Annotated in this window: 13 protein-coding genes; 5 read left to right on the top strand and 8 right to left on the bottom strand. The window is 63.9% G+C overall.

Annotation, left to right across the window (positions count from 1 at the left end):
* Positions 1-38 precede the first annotated feature (38 nt).
* Together recO and pdxJ are read left to right on the top strand one after the other, a co-directional pair.
* A complete protein-coding gene (gene recO, locus M5B99_RS08885; protein ID WP_248803678.1) occupies positions 39-728 on the top strand; it encodes a DNA repair protein RecO in 690 nt (229 codons plus the stop codon).
* Between the two features lie 150 nt (positions 729-878).
* Complete coding sequence (gene pdxJ / locus M5B99_RS08880; RefSeq protein ID WP_248803677.1) at positions 879-1625, top strand: pyridoxine 5'-phosphate synthase; 747 nt, start codon at positions 879-881, stop codon at positions 1623-1625.
* Positions 1626-1871: 246 nt separating this feature from the next.
* Here the strand turns inward: pdxJ and mltF are convergent, their stop codons facing one another.
* Positions 1872-3332: a membrane-bound lytic murein transglycosylase MltF gene (gene mltF / locus M5B99_RS08875; RefSeq protein ID WP_248803676.1), complete on the bottom strand. Its 1461-nt coding sequence runs from the start codon at positions 3330-3332 to the stop codon at positions 1872-1874.
* Between the two features lie 287 nt (positions 3333-3619).
* Between mltF and purL the strand changes: the two genes are divergently transcribed.
* From purL to M5B99_RS08860, 3 genes are all read left to right on the top strand, one after another.
* Positions 3620-7516 carry a phosphoribosylformylglycinamidine synthase gene (purL, locus tag M5B99_RS08870; RefSeq protein ID WP_248803675.1) on the top strand — a complete coding sequence of 1299 codons (3897 nt, stop codon included), beginning with the start codon at positions 3620-3622 and terminating at the stop codon, positions 7514-7516.
* A gap of 6 nt (positions 7517-7522) precedes the next feature.
* Positions 7523-7834, top strand: coding sequence for a YqfO family protein (locus M5B99_RS08865; RefSeq protein WP_248803674.1), 312 nt, complete (start codon positions 7523-7525; stop codon positions 7832-7834).
* Positions 7835-7958: 124 nt separating this feature from the next.
* Positions 7959-8303 (top strand): hypothetical protein, encoded by a 345-nt coding sequence (locus M5B99_RS08860; RefSeq protein ID WP_248803673.1) that lies wholly within the window; start codon positions 7959-7961, stop codon positions 8301-8303.
* A 90-nt stretch (positions 8304-8393) separates the two neighbouring features.
* Here the strand turns inward: M5B99_RS08860 and nagE are convergent, their stop codons facing one another.
* The 7 genes from nagE to M5B99_RS08825 form a co-directional block, all read right to left on the bottom strand.
* Positions 8394-10109 carry an N-acetylglucosamine-specific PTS transporter subunit IIBC gene (gene nagE, locus M5B99_RS08855; protein ID WP_248803672.1) on the bottom strand — a complete coding sequence of 572 codons (1716 nt, stop codon included), beginning with the start codon at positions 10107-10109 and terminating at the stop codon, positions 8394-8396.
* Between the two features lie 42 nt (positions 10110-10151).
* Positions 10152-12668 (bottom strand): phosphoenolpyruvate--protein phosphotransferase, encoded by a 2517-nt coding sequence (ptsP, locus tag M5B99_RS08850; RefSeq protein WP_248803671.1) that lies wholly within the window; start codon positions 12666-12668, stop codon positions 10152-10154.
* A 13-nt stretch (positions 12669-12681) separates the two neighbouring features.
* Complete coding sequence (locus M5B99_RS08845; RefSeq protein WP_248803670.1) at positions 12682-13704, bottom strand: SIS domain-containing protein; 1023 nt, start codon at positions 13702-13704, stop codon at positions 12682-12684.
* Positions 13685-14791, bottom strand: coding sequence for an N-acetylglucosamine-6-phosphate deacetylase (nagA, locus tag M5B99_RS08840; protein ID WP_248803669.1), 1107 nt, complete (start codon positions 14789-14791; stop codon positions 13685-13687). The genes M5B99_RS08845 and nagA overlap by 20 nt, the downstream gene beginning before the upstream one ends.
* Before the next feature lie 19 nt (positions 14792-14810).
* Entirely contained in the window at positions 14811-15542 is a 732-nt protein-coding gene (locus M5B99_RS08835) for a GntR family transcriptional regulator (protein ID WP_100944711.1), read from the bottom strand.
* Between the two features lie 175 nt (positions 15543-15717).
* A complete protein-coding gene (locus M5B99_RS08830) occupies positions 15718-16221 on the bottom strand; it encodes a L,D-transpeptidase family protein (protein WP_248803668.1) in 504 nt (167 codons plus the stop codon).
* A 42-nt stretch (positions 16222-16263) separates the two neighbouring features.
* On the bottom strand, positions 16264-16818 hold the full coding sequence (locus tag M5B99_RS08825) for an NUDIX hydrolase (RefSeq protein WP_248803667.1): 555 nt from the start codon (positions 16816-16818) through the stop codon (positions 16264-16266).
* Positions 16819-16852: the final 34 nt, after the last annotated feature.

The raw sequence follows: 16852 nt of genomic DNA, 5'->3' as shown, positions 1-16852 counted from the left end.
CCACACAAGCAATATCCTTCAGAGACATTCATACGCCGATGTCCAGCCAGCCACCTCCCGGCCAACCCGCCTATGTCCTGCACTCCCGTGCCTACCGCGAAAGCAGCGCGCTGGTGGATTTCATCACCCCGCAAGGTCGGCTGCGTGCCGTGCTGCGCAGTGCGCGGGGCAAGGCCGGGACCTTGGCGCGGCCTTTCGTGCCCCTCGAGGTGGAGTTTCGCGGCCGCGGCGAGTTGAAGAACGTCGGTCGGATGGAAAGCGCCGGGGTTTCCACCTGGCTTGTTGGCGAAGCCCTGTTCAGCGGTCTCTACCTCAATGAACTGTTGATCCGCCTGCTGCCCGCCGAAGATCCGCATCCTGCGGTCTTTGACCACTACGCCGCGACTTTGCTGGCCCTGGCCGAAGGCCGGCCGCTCGAACCGCTGCTGCGTTCCTTCGAATGGCGGTTGCTGGACGATCTCGGTTATGGCTTTTCCCTGGACCAGGATATTCACGGCGAACCCCTGGCAGCCGATGGGTTGTACCGCCTGCAGGTCGATGCCGGCCTGGAGCGCGTCTATCTGTTGCAACCGGGTCTGTTCCAGGGCACCGAACTGCTGGCCATGGCGCAGGCTGACTGGGCTGCGGTGGGGGCGCTGTCGGCGGCCAAGCGCCTGATGCGCCAAGCCCTGGCGGTGCACCTGGGCGGCAAGCCGCTGGTCAGTCGCGAGTTGTTTCGCAAGTCCTGAAGGGCGGGTAGGGCGGCGCCAGGTTTACGCCGCTTCAGTGATCGCCCGTTGAGCCCTCGACATCCGCATCCGATACACAGAACTGGCCATGCAGGCCGCGGCTGACGTGTATGCTGTGCGGCAAATCTTCCACTCTTCAGGAGTCTTTCCGTGAGCACCAGCACTCGTATCCTTCTCGGCGTGAACATCGACCACGTCGCCACCCTGCGGCAGGCCCGGGGCACGCGTTATCCCGATCCGGTCAAGGCTGCGCTGGATGCCGAAGAGGCGGGCGCCGACGGTATTACCGTGCACCTGCGTGAAGACCGTCGGCATATCCAGGAGCGCGATGTGTTGCTGCTCAAGGAGGTGCTGCAGACGCGGATGAACTTCGAGATGGGCGTGACCGAAGAGATGATGGCGTTTGCCGAGCGCATTCGGCCGGCGCATATCTGCCTGGTACCGGAAACCCGTCAGGAGCTGACCACCGAAGGTGGTCTGGACGTCGCGGGGCAGGAGGAACGGATCAAGGCGGCGGTGGCGCGCTTGAGCAAGATCGGCAGCGAAGTGTCGCTGTTCATCGATGCCGACGAGCGTCAGATCGCCGCGGCCAAGCGTGTCGGGGCGCCTGCCGTTGAGTTGCACACTGGACGTTATGCCGATGCCCATACGCCGGCGGAAGTCGCCGAAGAGCTGAAGCGGATAGCCGATGGCGTGGCATTTGGCGTGGCCCAGGGGCTGATCGTCAATGCCGGGCATGGCCTGCATTACCACAATGTCGAGGCGGTGGCGGCGATCCCGGGGATCAACGAACTGAACATCGGTCATGCGCTGGTGGCGCATGCGCTGTTCGTCGGATTCAAGGCGGCGGTGGTGGAGATGAAAGCGTTGATCCTGGCGGCTGCGGCGAAGGCCTGACTACCGGGTATGTGATCTCGCGGCGCAACCTGAAATGTCGTTGCGTCTGTTCCGGTCTCTTCGCGGGCAAGCTCCGCTCCCACAGTTTGACCGCGTAACCCCTACCCCTGCCTCCCCCTTTGAACACTCAGTTGGCGTTCACGGGGAGGAGGGGGGAGCCATGGATGTGGGAGCGGAGCTTGCCCGCGAAGGGGCCCGAAATAACGCTAAAAATAGTCCAGGCTGGCCGCTACAACACCCGTCAGCTTAGAGCTGCGACGGCTGCTCGGTCGGCTTGGTCTTGTCCACACCCGGTACATGCAGGTTGCCATCCACCATCTGGCTGCCTTCCAGCTGCGGTTGGGTCACCCAGGTCAGGATGTCGTAGTAACGGCGGATGTTGGCGACGAAATGCACCGGCTCGCCGCCTCGCGCATACCCGTAGCGGGTCTTGCTGTACCACTGCTTCTGCGCCAGGCGCGGGAGCATTTTCTTCACATCCAGCCACTTGTTCGGGTTCAGGCCTTCCTTCTCGGCCAGCTTGCGCGCATCGTCCAGATGACCACTGCCGACGTTGTAGGCCGCCAGGGCAAACCAGGTACGGTCCGGCTCTTCGATCTGTTCGTCCAACTGATCCTTCATGTACATCAGGTACTTGGCTCCGCCGCTGATGCTCTGCTTGGCATCCAGGCGATTGGACACGCCCATGGCCTGGGCCGTGCTCTGGGTCAGCATCATCAGGCCGCGCACGCCGGTCTTGGACGTGACCCCCGGCTGCCACAGCGACTCCTGGTAACCGATGGCCGCCAACAAGCGCCAGTCGACCTTCTCTTCCTTGGCCGAGGCGCGGAAATGTTTCTCGTACTTGGGCAGCCGCTGCTGCAAATGCTGGGCAAAGGTATAAGCGCCGACGTAACCCAGTACATCGACATGCCCGTAATAGCGATCTTTCAGACGCTGCAGGGTGCCGTTCTTCTGCACCTTGTCGAGGTAGGTGTTGATCTCGTTGAGCAGGCTGTTGTCTTCGCCCGGGGCCACCGCCCAGCGCTGGCTACGGGCATCGCCGAGGTCGAAGGCGACCCGTACGTTGGGGAAGTAGACCTGGTTCATCGCCACTTCGTTGGAGTCCACCAGGGTCAGGTCGATCTGCCCCTCGTCGACCATGCGCAGCAGGTCAACCACCTCAACCGCGTCGGATTCTTCGTATTCGATCGCAGGATTCTGCTTTTTCAGTTCGGCGAGCTGTTCGGCATGGCTGCTGCCCTTGAGCACCGTGATGCGCTTGCCCACCAGATCCGCCGGCGTGGTGGGGCGGGACTGGCCGTTGCGATAGACGATCTGCGGGGTGACTTCCAGGTACGGATGGGAAAAGCGCGCCTGCAGCTTGCGTTTGTCACTGCTCACCAGGCCGGCGGCGGCCAGTACCGGGCCGTTGGGCTTGCCCAGCTGATTGAACAGGTCGTCGAGATTATCCGCGGTTTCGATCTCGAGCTTGACCCCCAGATCATCGGCAAAGCGCTTGACCAGCTCGTACTCGAAGCCGGTTTCGCCGTTGCGATCCTGGAAATAGGTGGCCGGACTGTTGCGGGTGATCACCCGCAGTACACCGTCCTCCTTTACGCGCTCGAGTGTGCTGGGTTTATCAACACAGGCACCGAGCATCAGGAAGAGTCCGGTTGCGATGAGCCACCTGGCACAACGCGGGCGGAAAGCAGTTGGGGAGAACATCTGCGCAGTATACGCAAAGGATCCCGGCCGCCATATCTCGACAGAATCGCGCCGGTCTGCTAGCGATCCGCAGGAATGGCTGGAGGCTGTAGGAATGGGCCTTTGAGTACGCACGAACTTTATAAAATAGCAGTGATGAATGATGCTTGTTGTCTGTAGGAAAGGGCGGTAAGCCTTGAGGGGTATTTGCTTTGTGAGGCAGGCGTGCCGTTTCGGGTGCCGTCGCGGGCGGTTTAGGCTAGAATGCACGGCCTCAAAGCACACCCCTTCCCGAGGCTGTCCCGAAGATGTTGATCCTGCGCGGCGCTCCTGCCCTTTCCGCCTTTCGCCACAGCAAACTGCTTGAACAACTGAGCCAAAAAGTTCCGGCTGTCAGTGGTTTGTATGCCGAGTTCGCCCATTTCGCCGAAGTGACTGGCGTGCTGACTGGCGACGAACAGCAAGTGCTGGCCCGCCTGCTGAAATACGGCCCGAGCGTGCCGGTCCAGGAACCGACCGGTCGTCTGTTTCTGGTGTTGCCGCGTTTCGGCACCATTTCGCCCTGGTCGAGCAAGGCCAGCGACATTGCCCGTAACTGCGGCCTGGGGAAAGTCCAGCGTCTGGAGCGCGGTATCGCGTTCTACGTGGCCGGCCAGTTCAGTGACGCCGACGCCGAGCTGATCGCCGCGGCCCTGCATGACCGCATGACCCAGATCGTACTGGGCACGCTGGAGCAGGCCGCCGGTCTGTTCAGCCATGCAGCGCCCAAGCCGCTGACGGCCATCGACCTGCTGGGCGGCGGTCGCGCCGCGCTGGAAAAAGCCAACGTCGAATTGGGCCTGGCCCTGGCGGAAGACGAGATCGACTACCTGGTCGATGCTTTCAATGGCCTCAAGCGCAACCCCCACGACATCGAACTGATGATGTTCGCCCAGGCGAATTCCGAGCACTGCCGCCACAAGATCTTCAACGCCAGTTGGGACATCGACGGCCAGAACCAGGAAAAAAGCCTGTTCGGCATGATCAAGAACACCTACCAGATGCACAGCGAAGGCGTTCTGTCGGCTTACAAGGACAACGCCTCGGTGATCGTCGGTAACGTTGCCGGACGTTTCTTCCCGGACCCTGAAACCCGCCAGTACGGCGCGGTGCAGGAGCCGGTGCACATCCTGATGAAGGTCGAGACCCACAACCACCCGACCGCGATTGCCCCGTTCCCGGGCGCAGCCACCGGTTCCGGCGGCGAGATCCGCGACGAAGGCGCCACCGGTCGCGGCGCCAAGCCGAAAGCCGGCCTCACCGGTTTCACCGTGTCCAACCTGCAGATCCCAGGCTTCGAACAGCCGTGGGAAGTGCCGTACGGCAAGCCTGAGCGCATCGTCACCGCGCTGGACATCATGATCGAAGGCCCACTGGGTGGAGCCGCGTTCAACAACGAATTCGGTCGTCCGGCCCTGACCGGCTATTTCCGTACTTTCGAGCAATCGATCACCACCCCGCGTGGCGACGAAGTGCGCGGTTACCACAAGCCGATCATGCTGGCCGGCGGGATGGGCAACATCCGCGCCGAGCACGTACAGAAAGGTGAAATCGTCGTCGGCTCCAAGCTGATCGTGCTGGGCGGCCCGGCGATGCTGATCGGCCTGGGCGGCGGTGCGGCCTCCTCCATGGCCACCGGCACCAGCTCGGCGGACCTGGATTTTGCTTCGGTACAGCGCGAAAACCCGGAAATGGAACGCCGTTGCCAGGAGGTCATCGACCGTTGCTGGCAACTGGGTGACAAGAACCCCATCAGCTTTATCCACGACGTGGGTGCCGGTGGCCTGTCCAACGCCTTCCCGGAACTGGTCAACGACGGCGACCGTGGCGGTCGTTTCGAACTGCGCAACATCCCCAATGACGAGCCGGGCATGGCCCCGCACGAAATCTGGTCGAACGAGTCCCAGGAGCGTTATGTCCTGGCGGTCGGCGCGGCGGACTTCGAACGCTTCAAGGCGATCTGCGAGCGCGAGCGCTGCCCGTTCGCCGTGGTCGGCGAAGCCACTGCCGAGCCGCAACTGACGGTCACCGACAGCCACTTCGGCAACAGCCCGGTGGACATGCCGCTGGAAGTGCTGCTGGGCAAGGCCCCGCGCATGCACCGTTCGGCGGTGCGTGAAAGCGAACTGGGCGATGATTTCGATCCGAGCACCCTGGCCCTGGCCGAGTGCGTGGAGCGCGTCCTGCATCACCCGGCCGTGGCGAGCAAGAGCTTCCTGATCACCATCGGCGACCGCACCATTACCGGCCTGGTCTCCCGCGACCAGATGGTCGGCCCGTGGCAGGTTCCGGTGGCTGACGTCGCCGTGACCGCCACCAGCTTCGACGTCTACACCGGTGAAGCCATGGCCATGGGCGAGCGCACGCCGCTGGCCCTGCTCAACGCACCGGCCTCCGGGCGCATGGCGATCGGCGAAACCCTGACCAACATCGCCGCTTCGCGGATCGGCAAGCTGTCCGATATCAAGTTGTCGGCCAACTGGATGTCCGCTGCCGGTCATCCGGGCGAAGATGCCCGCCTGTACGACACCGTCAAGGCGGTCGGCATGGAACTGTGCCCTGAATTGGGCCTGACCATTCCAGTGGGCAAGGACTCCATGTCCATGGCCACTCGCTGGAACGACGAAGGCACCGACAAGAGCGTGACCTCGCCGCTGTCGCTGATCGTTACCGGTTTCGCCCCGGTCACCGATATCCGCCAGACCCTGACCCCGCAACTGCGCATGGACAAGGGCACCACCGATCTGATCCTGGTCGACCTCGGTCGCGGCCAGAACCGCATGGGGGCCTCGATCCTCGCCCAGGTCTACGGCAAGCTCGGCAAGCAGGCACCGGACGTCGACGACGCCGAAGACCTCAAGGCCTTCTTCGCGGTGATCCAGGGCCTCAACGCCGACGGTCACCTGCTGGCCTACCATGACCGTTCCGACGGCGGCCTGTTGACCTCCGTACTGGAAATGGCCTTTGCCGGTCATTGCGGCCTGCACCTGAACCTTGACGGCGTGGCGGAAACCTCGGCTGACCTCGCGGCCATCCTGTTCAACGAAGAACTCGGTGCGGTGATCCAGGTGCGCCAGGACTCCACTCCGGACGTGCTGGCGCAGTTCAGCGCCGCCGGCCTGGGCGACTGTGTGTCGGTGATCGGCCAGCCGTTGAACAACGGCGAAGTCAGCATCACCTTCGACGGCGAGACGGTCTTCACCGGCGAGCGTCGTCTGTTGCAGCGCCAGTGGGCGGAAACCAGCTATCGCATCCAGCGCCTGCGGGACAACGCCGAGTGCGCCGACCAGGAATTCGATGTACTGCTCGACGAGGGCAACCCGGGCCTGAGCTACAAGACCAGCTTCGATGTGAACCAGGACATCGCTGCGCCGTACATCAAGAAAGGCATCCGCCCACAGGTTGCCGTGCTGCGTGAGCAGGGCGTCAACGGCCAGGTGGAAATGGCCGCGGCGTTCGACCGTGCCGGCTTCAACGCCATCGACGTGCACATGAGCGATATCCTCGCCGGTCGCGTCGACCTGAACGACTTCAAGGGTATGGTTGCCTGCGGCGGCTTTTCCTACGGTGACGTACTGGGCGCTGGCGAAGGCTGGGCCAAGTCGGCGCTGTTCAACGCCCGTGCCCGTGATGCCTTCCAGGGTTTCTTCGAGCGCACTGACAGCTTCACCCTGGGCGTGTGCAACGGTTGCCAGATGATGTCCAACCTGCACGAGCTGATTCCGGGCAGCGAATTCTGGCCGCACTTCGTGCGCAACCGCTCCGAGCAGTTCGAAGCGCGGGTGGCGATGGTGCAGGTTCAGGAGTCGAATTCGATCTTCCTGCAGGGCATGGCCGGTTCGCGCATGCCGATTGCCATCGCCCACGGCGAAGGCCATGCCGAGTTCGAAAGCGAGGAAGCCCTGCTGCAAGCCGACCTGTCGGGTTGCGTGGCCATGCGTTTCGTCGACAACCACGGCAAGGTCACCCAGAGCTACCCGGCCAACCCGAACGGCTCGCCGCGCGGGATCACCGGGCTGACCAGCCGTGATGGTCGCGTCACCATCATGATGCCGCACCCTGAGCGGGTCTTCCGTGCCGTGCAGAACTCCTGGCGTTCGGAAGACTGGAACGAAGACGCGCCATGGATGCGCATGTTCCGTAACGCCCGCGTCTGGGTGAACTAAGCGCTCATGTACAAGCTCAGCTTTTTCGTTCCGCCGAGCCATGTGGAACAGGTCAAGAGTGCCGTATTCGCCGCCGGAGGCGGGCGGATCGGTGCTTACGACCAGTGCGCATGGCAGGTGCTCGGCCAAGGCCAGTTTCGCCCGTTGGACGGCAGCCAGCCGTTTCTCGGGCAGACCGGCGTGGTCGAGCAGGTGGAGGAGTGGAAGGTTGAGCTGGTGGTGGCGGACACCTTGATCGAGGCGGTGGTGATGGCTCTGAAGCAGAGTCATCCCTACGAAACGCCGGCTTATGAAGTCTGGCGCCTGGCGGACTTCTGATTCACTCCTGCTCTGATTCCGCCGGTCGGAAATCAATGGCTACCTGTTATTTCTGACAGTAGTCACGTGCCTGGTTATGCCTTTGAATGATTTCTCGACTTGATATTTAACGAGGAGAGTCATCATGGCTGCAGATACAGAGGGCGTGCTTATTACATTGGTTGTAGGTGTAAGCCATCCCCATCTGCCTATAGAGGGGAAAAAAACCACCGATCTGGTGATCAATATACACGGAGGCCACGCCAAACCCGGTAGTGTTGTTTCCATTTATGATGAGGGTAATCGAGTTCCGTTAGCGAGGTCCGACGAACCTGTCGGCGAGGCGGGGCAGTGGTGGGTCATTGGGCTTCAATTGCCTGGCGTAAAAAAATATGCACTCACGGCGCGCACTCCTGACATTCCCAGTGGCAACGTCGCGCGCTTTGAGGTTGTTGCCGCTGGCAAAAAAAAGGCCCATGGGACTTCGTAATATCAAGAACTCCCGATTGATTATTGTTCGGCGGCAACAAGGCAGTCTGAGGTAACGGGTCGAGTCCGTTACCTCAAGCGGGGTGGCCGGCTAGAGTGGCGCCGTGCAAGTTTCCCTGCGGTTCAATAGCGTCCTCAGCGCGTCACTGATGCCGCTGGCCCGACTCCCCACCAACACATGCCAGGCTCCGCCTTCCACTTGACTGACGCCTTGGCAGCCGAGGGTTTTCAGATCCGCTTCCGACAGCCGGCGACCGTCCTCGAGCTGCACCCGCAGCCGCGTCTGGGCAACACATTCCAAGGCCCGCACATTGTCTTTTCCGCCCAGCGCGTCCAACCACTGCTGGAGCTGCTGCGCGCTGATCGCAAGCGGTTCGGCACACGGCGGCTCGCTCAGCGCGACGTCGATCGAGCCGGTCGCCGGCAAGGCCAGGCGGATCTCATCGGCAATGCTGTCCGCCAACGGCCCGACCACCACTTGCAGGCTGCCGCCATGACCCGGTCTTACCACCGCCATCGCCCCGAGGTTTTTCAGGTCGGCGTCCAGCGCCTTGTCCCGGTCCCGCAACTCCACCCGCAGGCGCGTGGTGCAGGCTCCGACCGTCAGCAGGTTGGCGGCCCCGCCCAGGGCCTGGATAAAAGCCCTTGCCCGCTGGTTCTCACTGAGTATCCGGGTGGCGCTGGCACTGGCGATGTTCTCGCGCCCAGGCGTTTTCAGGTCGAAGCGACGAATGCAGAAATCGAAGACGAAGTAGTACAGCAAGGCATAAGCCAATCCCACCGGGAACACCAGCCAGCCGTTGGTGGACTTGCCCCAGCCCAGGGCCATGTCGATGGCGCCGCCGGAGAAGGTAAAACCCAGGTGGATATTCAGCGCATTGGTCACCGCCATCGACAGTCCCGTGAGCAAGGCGTGCAGCAGGTACAACATCGGCGCGAGGAACATGAAGGCGAATTCGATCGGTTCGGTCACCCCGGTGAGGAACGAGGTCAGGGCCATCGACAGCAGCAAGCCGCCCATCAGCTTGCGCCGTTCCGGCAGGGCATTGCGGTACATCGCCAGGCAAGCGGCCGGCAGGCCAAAGACCATCACCGGGAACATCCCGGTCATGAACTGCCCGGCCTTCGGGTCACCGGCGAAGTAGCGCGCCAGGTCGCCGGTCACCGCCAGCCCGGTCTCGGGCGAGGTGTAGCTGCCGAACACGAACCACATCATGTTGTTGAGGATATGGTGCAGGCCGGTGACGATCAGCAGGCGGTTGAATACGCCGAAGACAAAGGCACCGAGGCTGCCGCTCTCGACCATCAGCAGGCCAAGGCTGTTGATGGCGCTCTGGATCGGCGGCCAGATAAAACCGAACACTACCCCCAGACCCACCGCCGAGAATCCGGTGACAATCGGCACGAAGCGGCGCCCGCCGAAGAAGGCCAGGTATTCCGGTAGCTTGATGTCCTTGAAACGGTTGTACAGGGCGCCGCCGAGCAAGCCGCTGATGATCCCGGCGAGCATGCCCATGTTGATGCTTGCGTCGAGGACCTTGAGGGTAGCGATCAGCACCAGGTAGCCGATGGCCCCGGCCAGCCCGGCGGTGCCGTTATTATCGCGGGCGAAACCGACGGCGATGCCGATGGCGAAGATCAGCGCCAGGTTGGCGAAGATGGTATTGCCGGCATCGTGGATGATCGCGATGTTCAGCAGGTCGGTATCGCCCAGGCGCAGCAACAGACCGGCAATCGGCAGGATGGCGATGGGGAGCATCAACGCCCGTCCCAGGCGTTGCAGACCTTCGATGAAGAACTGGTACATGACGTGTCTCCTTTTTGTTGTTGTGTGCAAGCCTTGGATCAATCAGCCCAGCGGCCAGTGTTGGCGACAGGCTTCGCGGACTTGCGCGGCGCTGCCCAGTTGCAGCAGCGACGGCACGATCCGCCGACATTCGGTTGCATCCAGACTGCGTACCCGCGCCTTGATTTCGCCAATTTGTGGGGGGCTCACGGACAACTCGCTGACCCCCAGGCCAATCAGCACCGGGGTCGCCAGCGGATCGGAGGCCAGCGCGCCGCAGACTCCGACCCAACGCTGATGCACGGCGGCACCGGCGCAGGTCTGGGCCATCAATCGCAGCAGGGCCGGGTGCAGGGCATCGACCCTGGCGGCGAGGCCGGCGTGGTCGCGGTCCATGGCCAGGGTGTATTGCGAGAGGTCGTTGGTGCCGATGGAGAGGAAGTCCGCATGCTCTGCCAGCTGTTCGGCCAGCAGGGCGGCGGAAGGCACTTCGATCATTACCCCCAGTTGCGGGCGCAGGTTAATCCCCATCTCGTCGGCCAACTCGTCCAGGCGCCGACGCACCTGCAGCAGTTCGTCGACTTCGCTGATCATCGGCAGCAGGATCCGGCAGCGTTGCAGCGGGCTGACTTGCAGCAGGGCGCGCAATTGCTGGTCGAGCAGTTCCGGCTGGGCCTGGCCCAGCCGGATGCCGCGCAGGCCCAGTACCGGATTGGTTTCCACCGGCAGCGGCAGGTAGTCGAGTTGCTTGTCACCGCCGACATCGATGGTGCGGATGATCACCGGCTGGTAGCCCATGGCATCCAGCACGCCCTGGTAGGCACTGCGCTGTTTCTCCTGATCCGGCGCGCTGCGGCGTTCGACGAAAAGGAACTCGGTGCGCAACAGGCCGACGCCATCGGCGCCGCGTCGATGGGCCTCAGCGGCTTCGGCGGCCGAGGCGACATTGGCCGCGACCTCGATGCGCAAGCCATCGCGGGTGTCAGCCGGCAACTGGGCCTGGGACTCTTGTTGCCGGCGGCGCAGTTGCTGTTGCCCGTGGGCCAGGGCAACGCCTTCGCAGCGGCTCGCGTCGGGGTTCAGTTCGAGGCGGCCATGATCGGCGTCGAGGACCACCACCTGGCCGGGGGCAATCTCCAGCAGGCCTGAGCCCAGCGCGACCAGACAGGGCAGGCCCTTGCTCCGGGCGAGGATCGCCACATGGGAAGTCGCGCCGCCGGCGGCCATGCATAGTCCGGCAACCTGTTGCTGGCTGAGCAGCAGCAGGTCGGAGGGTGTCAGTTCTTGCGCGGCGACGATGGCGCCGGGAGGCAGGTCGTAGTGCGCTGCTTCACCCAGCAGGGCTCGCAGCACCTGTTGCCTGAGGTCGCGCAGGTCGTTGGCGCGCTCGGCCAGCAGCGGATTGCCGAGATTGAGCAGGACCTGGCATTGGCTCTCGATCGAACGGTCCCAGGCGTGGGTGGCCGCCTGGCCCGTCTTGATGGCCTGGCTGGCGGCATCCAGCAGAACAGGGTCTTCGAGCAAGGCGAGGTGGGCGTTGAAGATCGCTTCTTCGTCGACGTCTTTACGTTGGCGGGCGCGCAACAGGGTGCCGTGGATGTCCGCGCGGACCTTTTCCAGGGCGCTGTCCAGCGCTTGCAGCTGTTCATCGGCGAGGTACTGGCCGGCGTCCGGCGCCAGGCTGATGGCGGCCAGGCGTACCAGCGGACCGCTGACCAGTCCGGGGGCGGCGCAGACCCCCTGGAGGACCCCGTCTTCGCTCGGCTGGAGCGGGGCCGTCCTGACCGGCGGCGGTGCCGCATGGTGTGCTTCGTTCATGGGTGTGCGCAGCACGTTCAGCAGGGCCTGCAGTGCCGCTTCGCGGTCCGGGCCGCGGCAGCTGATCTGCACTTCCTGTTGTTCGCCGACGCTGAGTCCCATGATGCCGATCAGGCTGTCGAGGGGCGCGGATCTGTCATCCAGATGCAGGCGCGCGGTACAGCTGAAGCCTTGCGCGGTCTGGCGCAGCAAGGCCGCCGGGCGCGCATGCAGGCCACCGTGATGGGCGACCCGAGCGCTGCCGCAGACCTCGTCGGTGTCGGTGCTTGCGCAAGGCGCGGGCTGCCCGACGTTCTGGCGCGGGACGATACGCAACAAGGGCTCACCGACCTTGACCTGGCCCCGGGCCACGGGCTGCAGGTCGTAATGCTCGCCGTTGGTCAGGACCACCAGGCTCACCAGGCTTTTGCACTGGCGGGCGACCCGGTCCAGGTCGATACGCAGCAAGGCCTGGCCGTCCCGCACCCGGGCGCCGGCCTCGACCAGCAGGGCAAAACCTTCGCCTTGCAGCTCTACAGTATCCAGGCCCAGGTGCAACAGTAGTTCGGCGCCGTTGTCGGCGCGCAGGGTCAGGGCGTGCCGCGTGCGGGCGATGTGAATGATCTCGCCGGCACAGGGTGCATACAGGCAATCGTTGAGCGGGTCGATCGCCAGCCCCGGGCCCATGGCGCCGCTGGCGAATACCGCATCGTCGACCTCGGCAAGCGGGAACACGGGACCGCTCAGCGGAGCGCTGAGGGTGATGTTGTTCTTGTTATGCATGGCGCTGTAGTCGTCAGTGGGTACGGGTGACTTTGCTCAGGTGGCGCGGTTGGTCGGGGTCCATGCCACGGGCCACGGCCAGGTGGGCGGCCATCACGTAGAAACTCTGGATTGCCAGGATCGGGTCGAGGGCCGGGTGTTCGGCGCAACACAGGTCGAGGTCGCGCTCGGCCACGTCCGCAGGCGCCGCCAGCAGCACCCGGGCACCGCGCTGGCGCATCTCGGCGGCGAGCGTGAGCAGCCCGGCCTGTTCGGCGCCGCGTGGGGCGAAGACCAGCAACGGGTAGCCGGCGTCGATCAGCGCCATGGGGCCGTGGCGGACTTCCGCGCTGCTGAAGGCTTCGGCCTGGATCGCCGAGGTTTCCTTGAATTTCAACGCCGCTTCCTGGGCGATGGCGAAACCGGCACCCCGACCGATCACCATCAGCCGTTCGCAATCGCGCAAGGTCTCGATGGCTTGGCTCCAGTCGCGGGTCGCGGCTTGGCGCAGGCCTTCAGGCAAGGCTTCTCCGGCGGCGAGCAGGGCCGGGTCCTGGTGCCAGTGGCCGAGCAGCCGCGCACTGGCGCTGAGGGTGGCGATAAAGCTTTTGGTCGCGGCCACGCTTTGCTCCGGCCCGGCCAGCAGCGGGATCGCATATTCGCAGGCGGCTTCCAGTGGGGAATCCGTTGCGTTGACCAGGGCTACCGTCAAGGCGCCGCGTTCGCGCAGCAGGCGCAGGCTGTCCACCAGGTCGGGGCTCTGGCCGGACTGGGAGAAAGCCAGCACTGCCTGGCCGCTGACCCGCAGCGGCGAGTGTTGCAGGGTCACCACCGACATCGGCAACGAGGCCACCGGAACCCCGGTCTGCTGCATGGCGATATAGGCGAAGTAGCTGGCGGCGTGGTCGGAGCTGCCGCGGGCGACGGTCATCACCACCTGCGGCGGTTGCTCGCGCAGCCGTGCGCCCAGCGCCATCAGCCGGGTATCGAGCTGCTGCAATTGGCGGCTGACCGCCTCGTGGGCCGACAGCGCCTCTTCAAGCATTCTGGAAGTCAACGGCTTCTCCTTCGACCATGATCGAGGTCAGTGTCAGTGAACGGTCCAGGCGCACGCAGTCGGCCCAACTGCCGGTTTGCAGGCGTCCGCGCTCAGGCAGGCCGAGGTAGTCGGCGGGGAATTGCGAGAGGCGTTGCGAGGCTTCGGCCAGCGGCAGGCCGATCTTCACCAGGTTGCGCAGGGCCTGGTCCATGGTCAGGGTGCTGCCGGCCAGGGTGCCGTCGGCCAGGCGTACGCCACCCAGGCATTTGGTCACGGTGTGGCTGCCCAGCTTGTACTCGCCGTCCGGCATGCCGGCCGCCGCCGTCGAATCGGTGACGCAATACAGACAGGGAATCGAGCGCAGGGCCACGCGCATGGCTCCGGGGTGAACATGCAGCAGGTCTGGGATCAGTTCGGCGTAGCGGGCGTGGGCCAGGGCGGCACCGACGATGCCGGGCTCGCGGTGATGCAGCGGGCTCATGGCGTTATACAGGTGGGTGAAGCTGGTGGCCCCGGCCTCGAGGGCGGCGACGCCTTCCTCGTAGCTGCCCAGGGTATGACCGATCTGCATGCGGATGCCCCGTGAGCTCAGGTCACGGATCAACGGCGCGTGGCCGGCGATTTCCGGGGCGATGGTTATTACCCGGATGGGGGCCAGGCGCAGATAGTCCTCGATTTCGGCGCTGACCGCGGTATGGGCGAAGTTCGGTTGCGCCCCCAGCTTGCCGGGATTGATGAACGGACCTTCCAGGTGCACGCCGAGGACCCGGGCGGTACCGGGTTGGCGCTGTTCGCAATAGGCCCCGAGTTGGCCGAGGATCAGGCTGATTTCCTCGGGCGGCGCGGTCATGGTGGTGGCCAGCAGCGAGGTGGTGCCGAAGCGCAGGTGGGTGCGGGCGATGGTCTCGAAGGCATCGCCACCCTGCATGATGTCCTTGCCGCCGCCGCCGTGGACGTGGAGGTCGATAAAACCGGGCAGCAGGTACGGCAGGTCGTTTTCCCTCGGATCGCAGGGCGTGCCCTCGATCTGCGTGACCTTGCCATGCTGGTGCAGCAGGCGACCGCGAATCCAGCCTTGCGGGGTGAGGATGTTGTCTTCGGACATGGCAGGCTCTCTGAACAGGCTAACGCCGCAGTTCGGCGACGAAGTCGTAGTAATCGTTACGGCAGTAGGTGTCGGTCAGCTCGATCGGGGTGTTGTCCTCGAGGTAGCCGACACGGGTCATCAGCAGCATCGCGGTGCCGGGCTCGATGCCCACCAGCGCGGCGAATTCGGCCGAGGCGTTGATCGCGCGAATGTGTTGCAGGGCTCGCACCACGGGACGGCCGATGCTGTCGAGGAAGGCGTAGAGCGAATCGCCGACGGCCTCGGGGTCAGGCAGCAGGGCGGCGGGCAGGGTGCTCATCTCGATGGCCATGACGGTGTCGTCGGCGGTGCGCAGGCGCTTGAGCCGGGTGACCTGGTCCCGTGGCGACAAGGCCAGGCGGATCAGTTCTTCGTGGCTCGGCAGGGCGATCTCGCGTTCCAGCCAGCGCGAGCCGGGGACAAAACCCTTGGCCCGCAGGCGTTCGCTGAAACTCGACAGGCGGGAAAGCGGTTGTTCCAGGCGCGGGGTGATAAAGGTTCCGGAGCCCTGGCTGCGGCGGATCAGCCCTTGTTCCAGGAGGACTTCCAGGGCCTTGCGCGCGGTGACCCGGGAAATGCTCAACAGCTCGCTCAGGTTGCGTTCCGAGGGCAGTGCCTGTTCGGCTTTCCACTGGCCGGCATGGATCGCCGCTTCCAGGTTGCGTGCCAGTTGCAGGTACAGCGGGGTCGGCTGGGACTCGTCGGGTCGCAGGGCGAGAATGTCATTCATGTAGGGTTTTTTCCTGTGCGTTTGTTAGAGGTTTTGCACTCGGACAGTGATGATGAAAGTAATACCACTTGAATACCATGTCAATGCCAGTGGTTTCGTGAGAGTGCAATAAAAACGCCCGTCATGGGAAGCATGACGGGCGTCGGATGAATCAGTGGTATCAGGGTGGTTCGGCTCAGGGGCGAATTTCCACCATGGTGCCGTCCTTGACCAGGCCCCAGACCTCGCGCATATCGACATTGCGCATGGCCACGCAGCCATCGGTCCAGTCCAGGGTGTGGAACAGCTGTTCCGGGTAGTCCTCGGAGTCCGGGGTACCGTGGATCATGATCATGTTGCCGGGGTCCACGCCTTCGCGGCGGGCGCGGGCCGAGTCGCTGATATTGGGGTAGGACAGGTGCAGCGACAGGTTGTATTTGTCACTGGTCTTACGCCAGTCGATCCAGTAGAAACCTTCGGGCGTGCGTCGGTCGCCGGCGATGAGTTTCTGTCCCTTGGGATTTCTTCCCAGGGAAATGCGGTAGGTCTTCAGTGGTTTGCCATCACTGATCAGTTGCAGTTGGCGGGCGGACTTGAGGACAAGGACCTTCTCGATGACCTTGCCACTCAAGGGGTCGGCGGCAGAGGCCTGGGACAGAGCGGCGAACGACAGGCAGAAGACTACTAACAACCAGCGCATTAAAACGGTATCCCTGAAGGTGAAGCGTTTCTGATTATGGGGTTATTGGGCGCTGCCGCGTGGCGCCATGGGCGGCACGGCTTCGCTGCGAACCGGGTACTGCTCGGTCGGGCGGTCGGCGAAGAAGCATTCCAGGGTCCGTCCGACGGTCCTGAATGCCAGCTCGGACCACGGGATCTCGTGTTCTTCGAACAGCCGTACTTCCAGGCTTTCTTCGCCGGCGGCAAATTCCAGGTCCACCAGTTCGGCGCGGTAGAACACGTGCACCTGATTGATATGGGGGACGTCGATCAGCGTATAGATGCTCAGGTTGCGCACCTGCGCGCAAGCCTCTTCCAGGGTTTCCCGGCGAGCGGCCTGTTCCACGGTCTCGCCGTTCTCCATAAAACCGGCGGGCAGGGTCCAGTAACCCCGGCGCGGCTCGATGGCGCGGCGGCAGAGCAGGACCCGGGTGCCCCAGACCGGCAGGCAGCCGGCGACGATATTGGGATTCTGGTAATGAATGGTGTCGCAGTGCTCGCAGACGAAACGCAGGCGCGTGTCGCCCTCGGGTATGCGTTGACTCACCGGTTTGCCGCACTGGCTGCAGAACTTCATGCTGGATTCTCTTGGCAATGCGCCTATCTTCGCG

The sequence above is a fragment of the Pseudomonas sp. MWU13-2100 genome, from assembly GCF_023242365.1.
GTDB lineage: Bacteria > Pseudomonadota > Gammaproteobacteria > Pseudomonadales > Pseudomonadaceae > Aquipseudomonas.
Note: the sequence above shows the minus strand (reverse complement) of the source record. Positions and strands in the feature narration are given on the sequence as shown.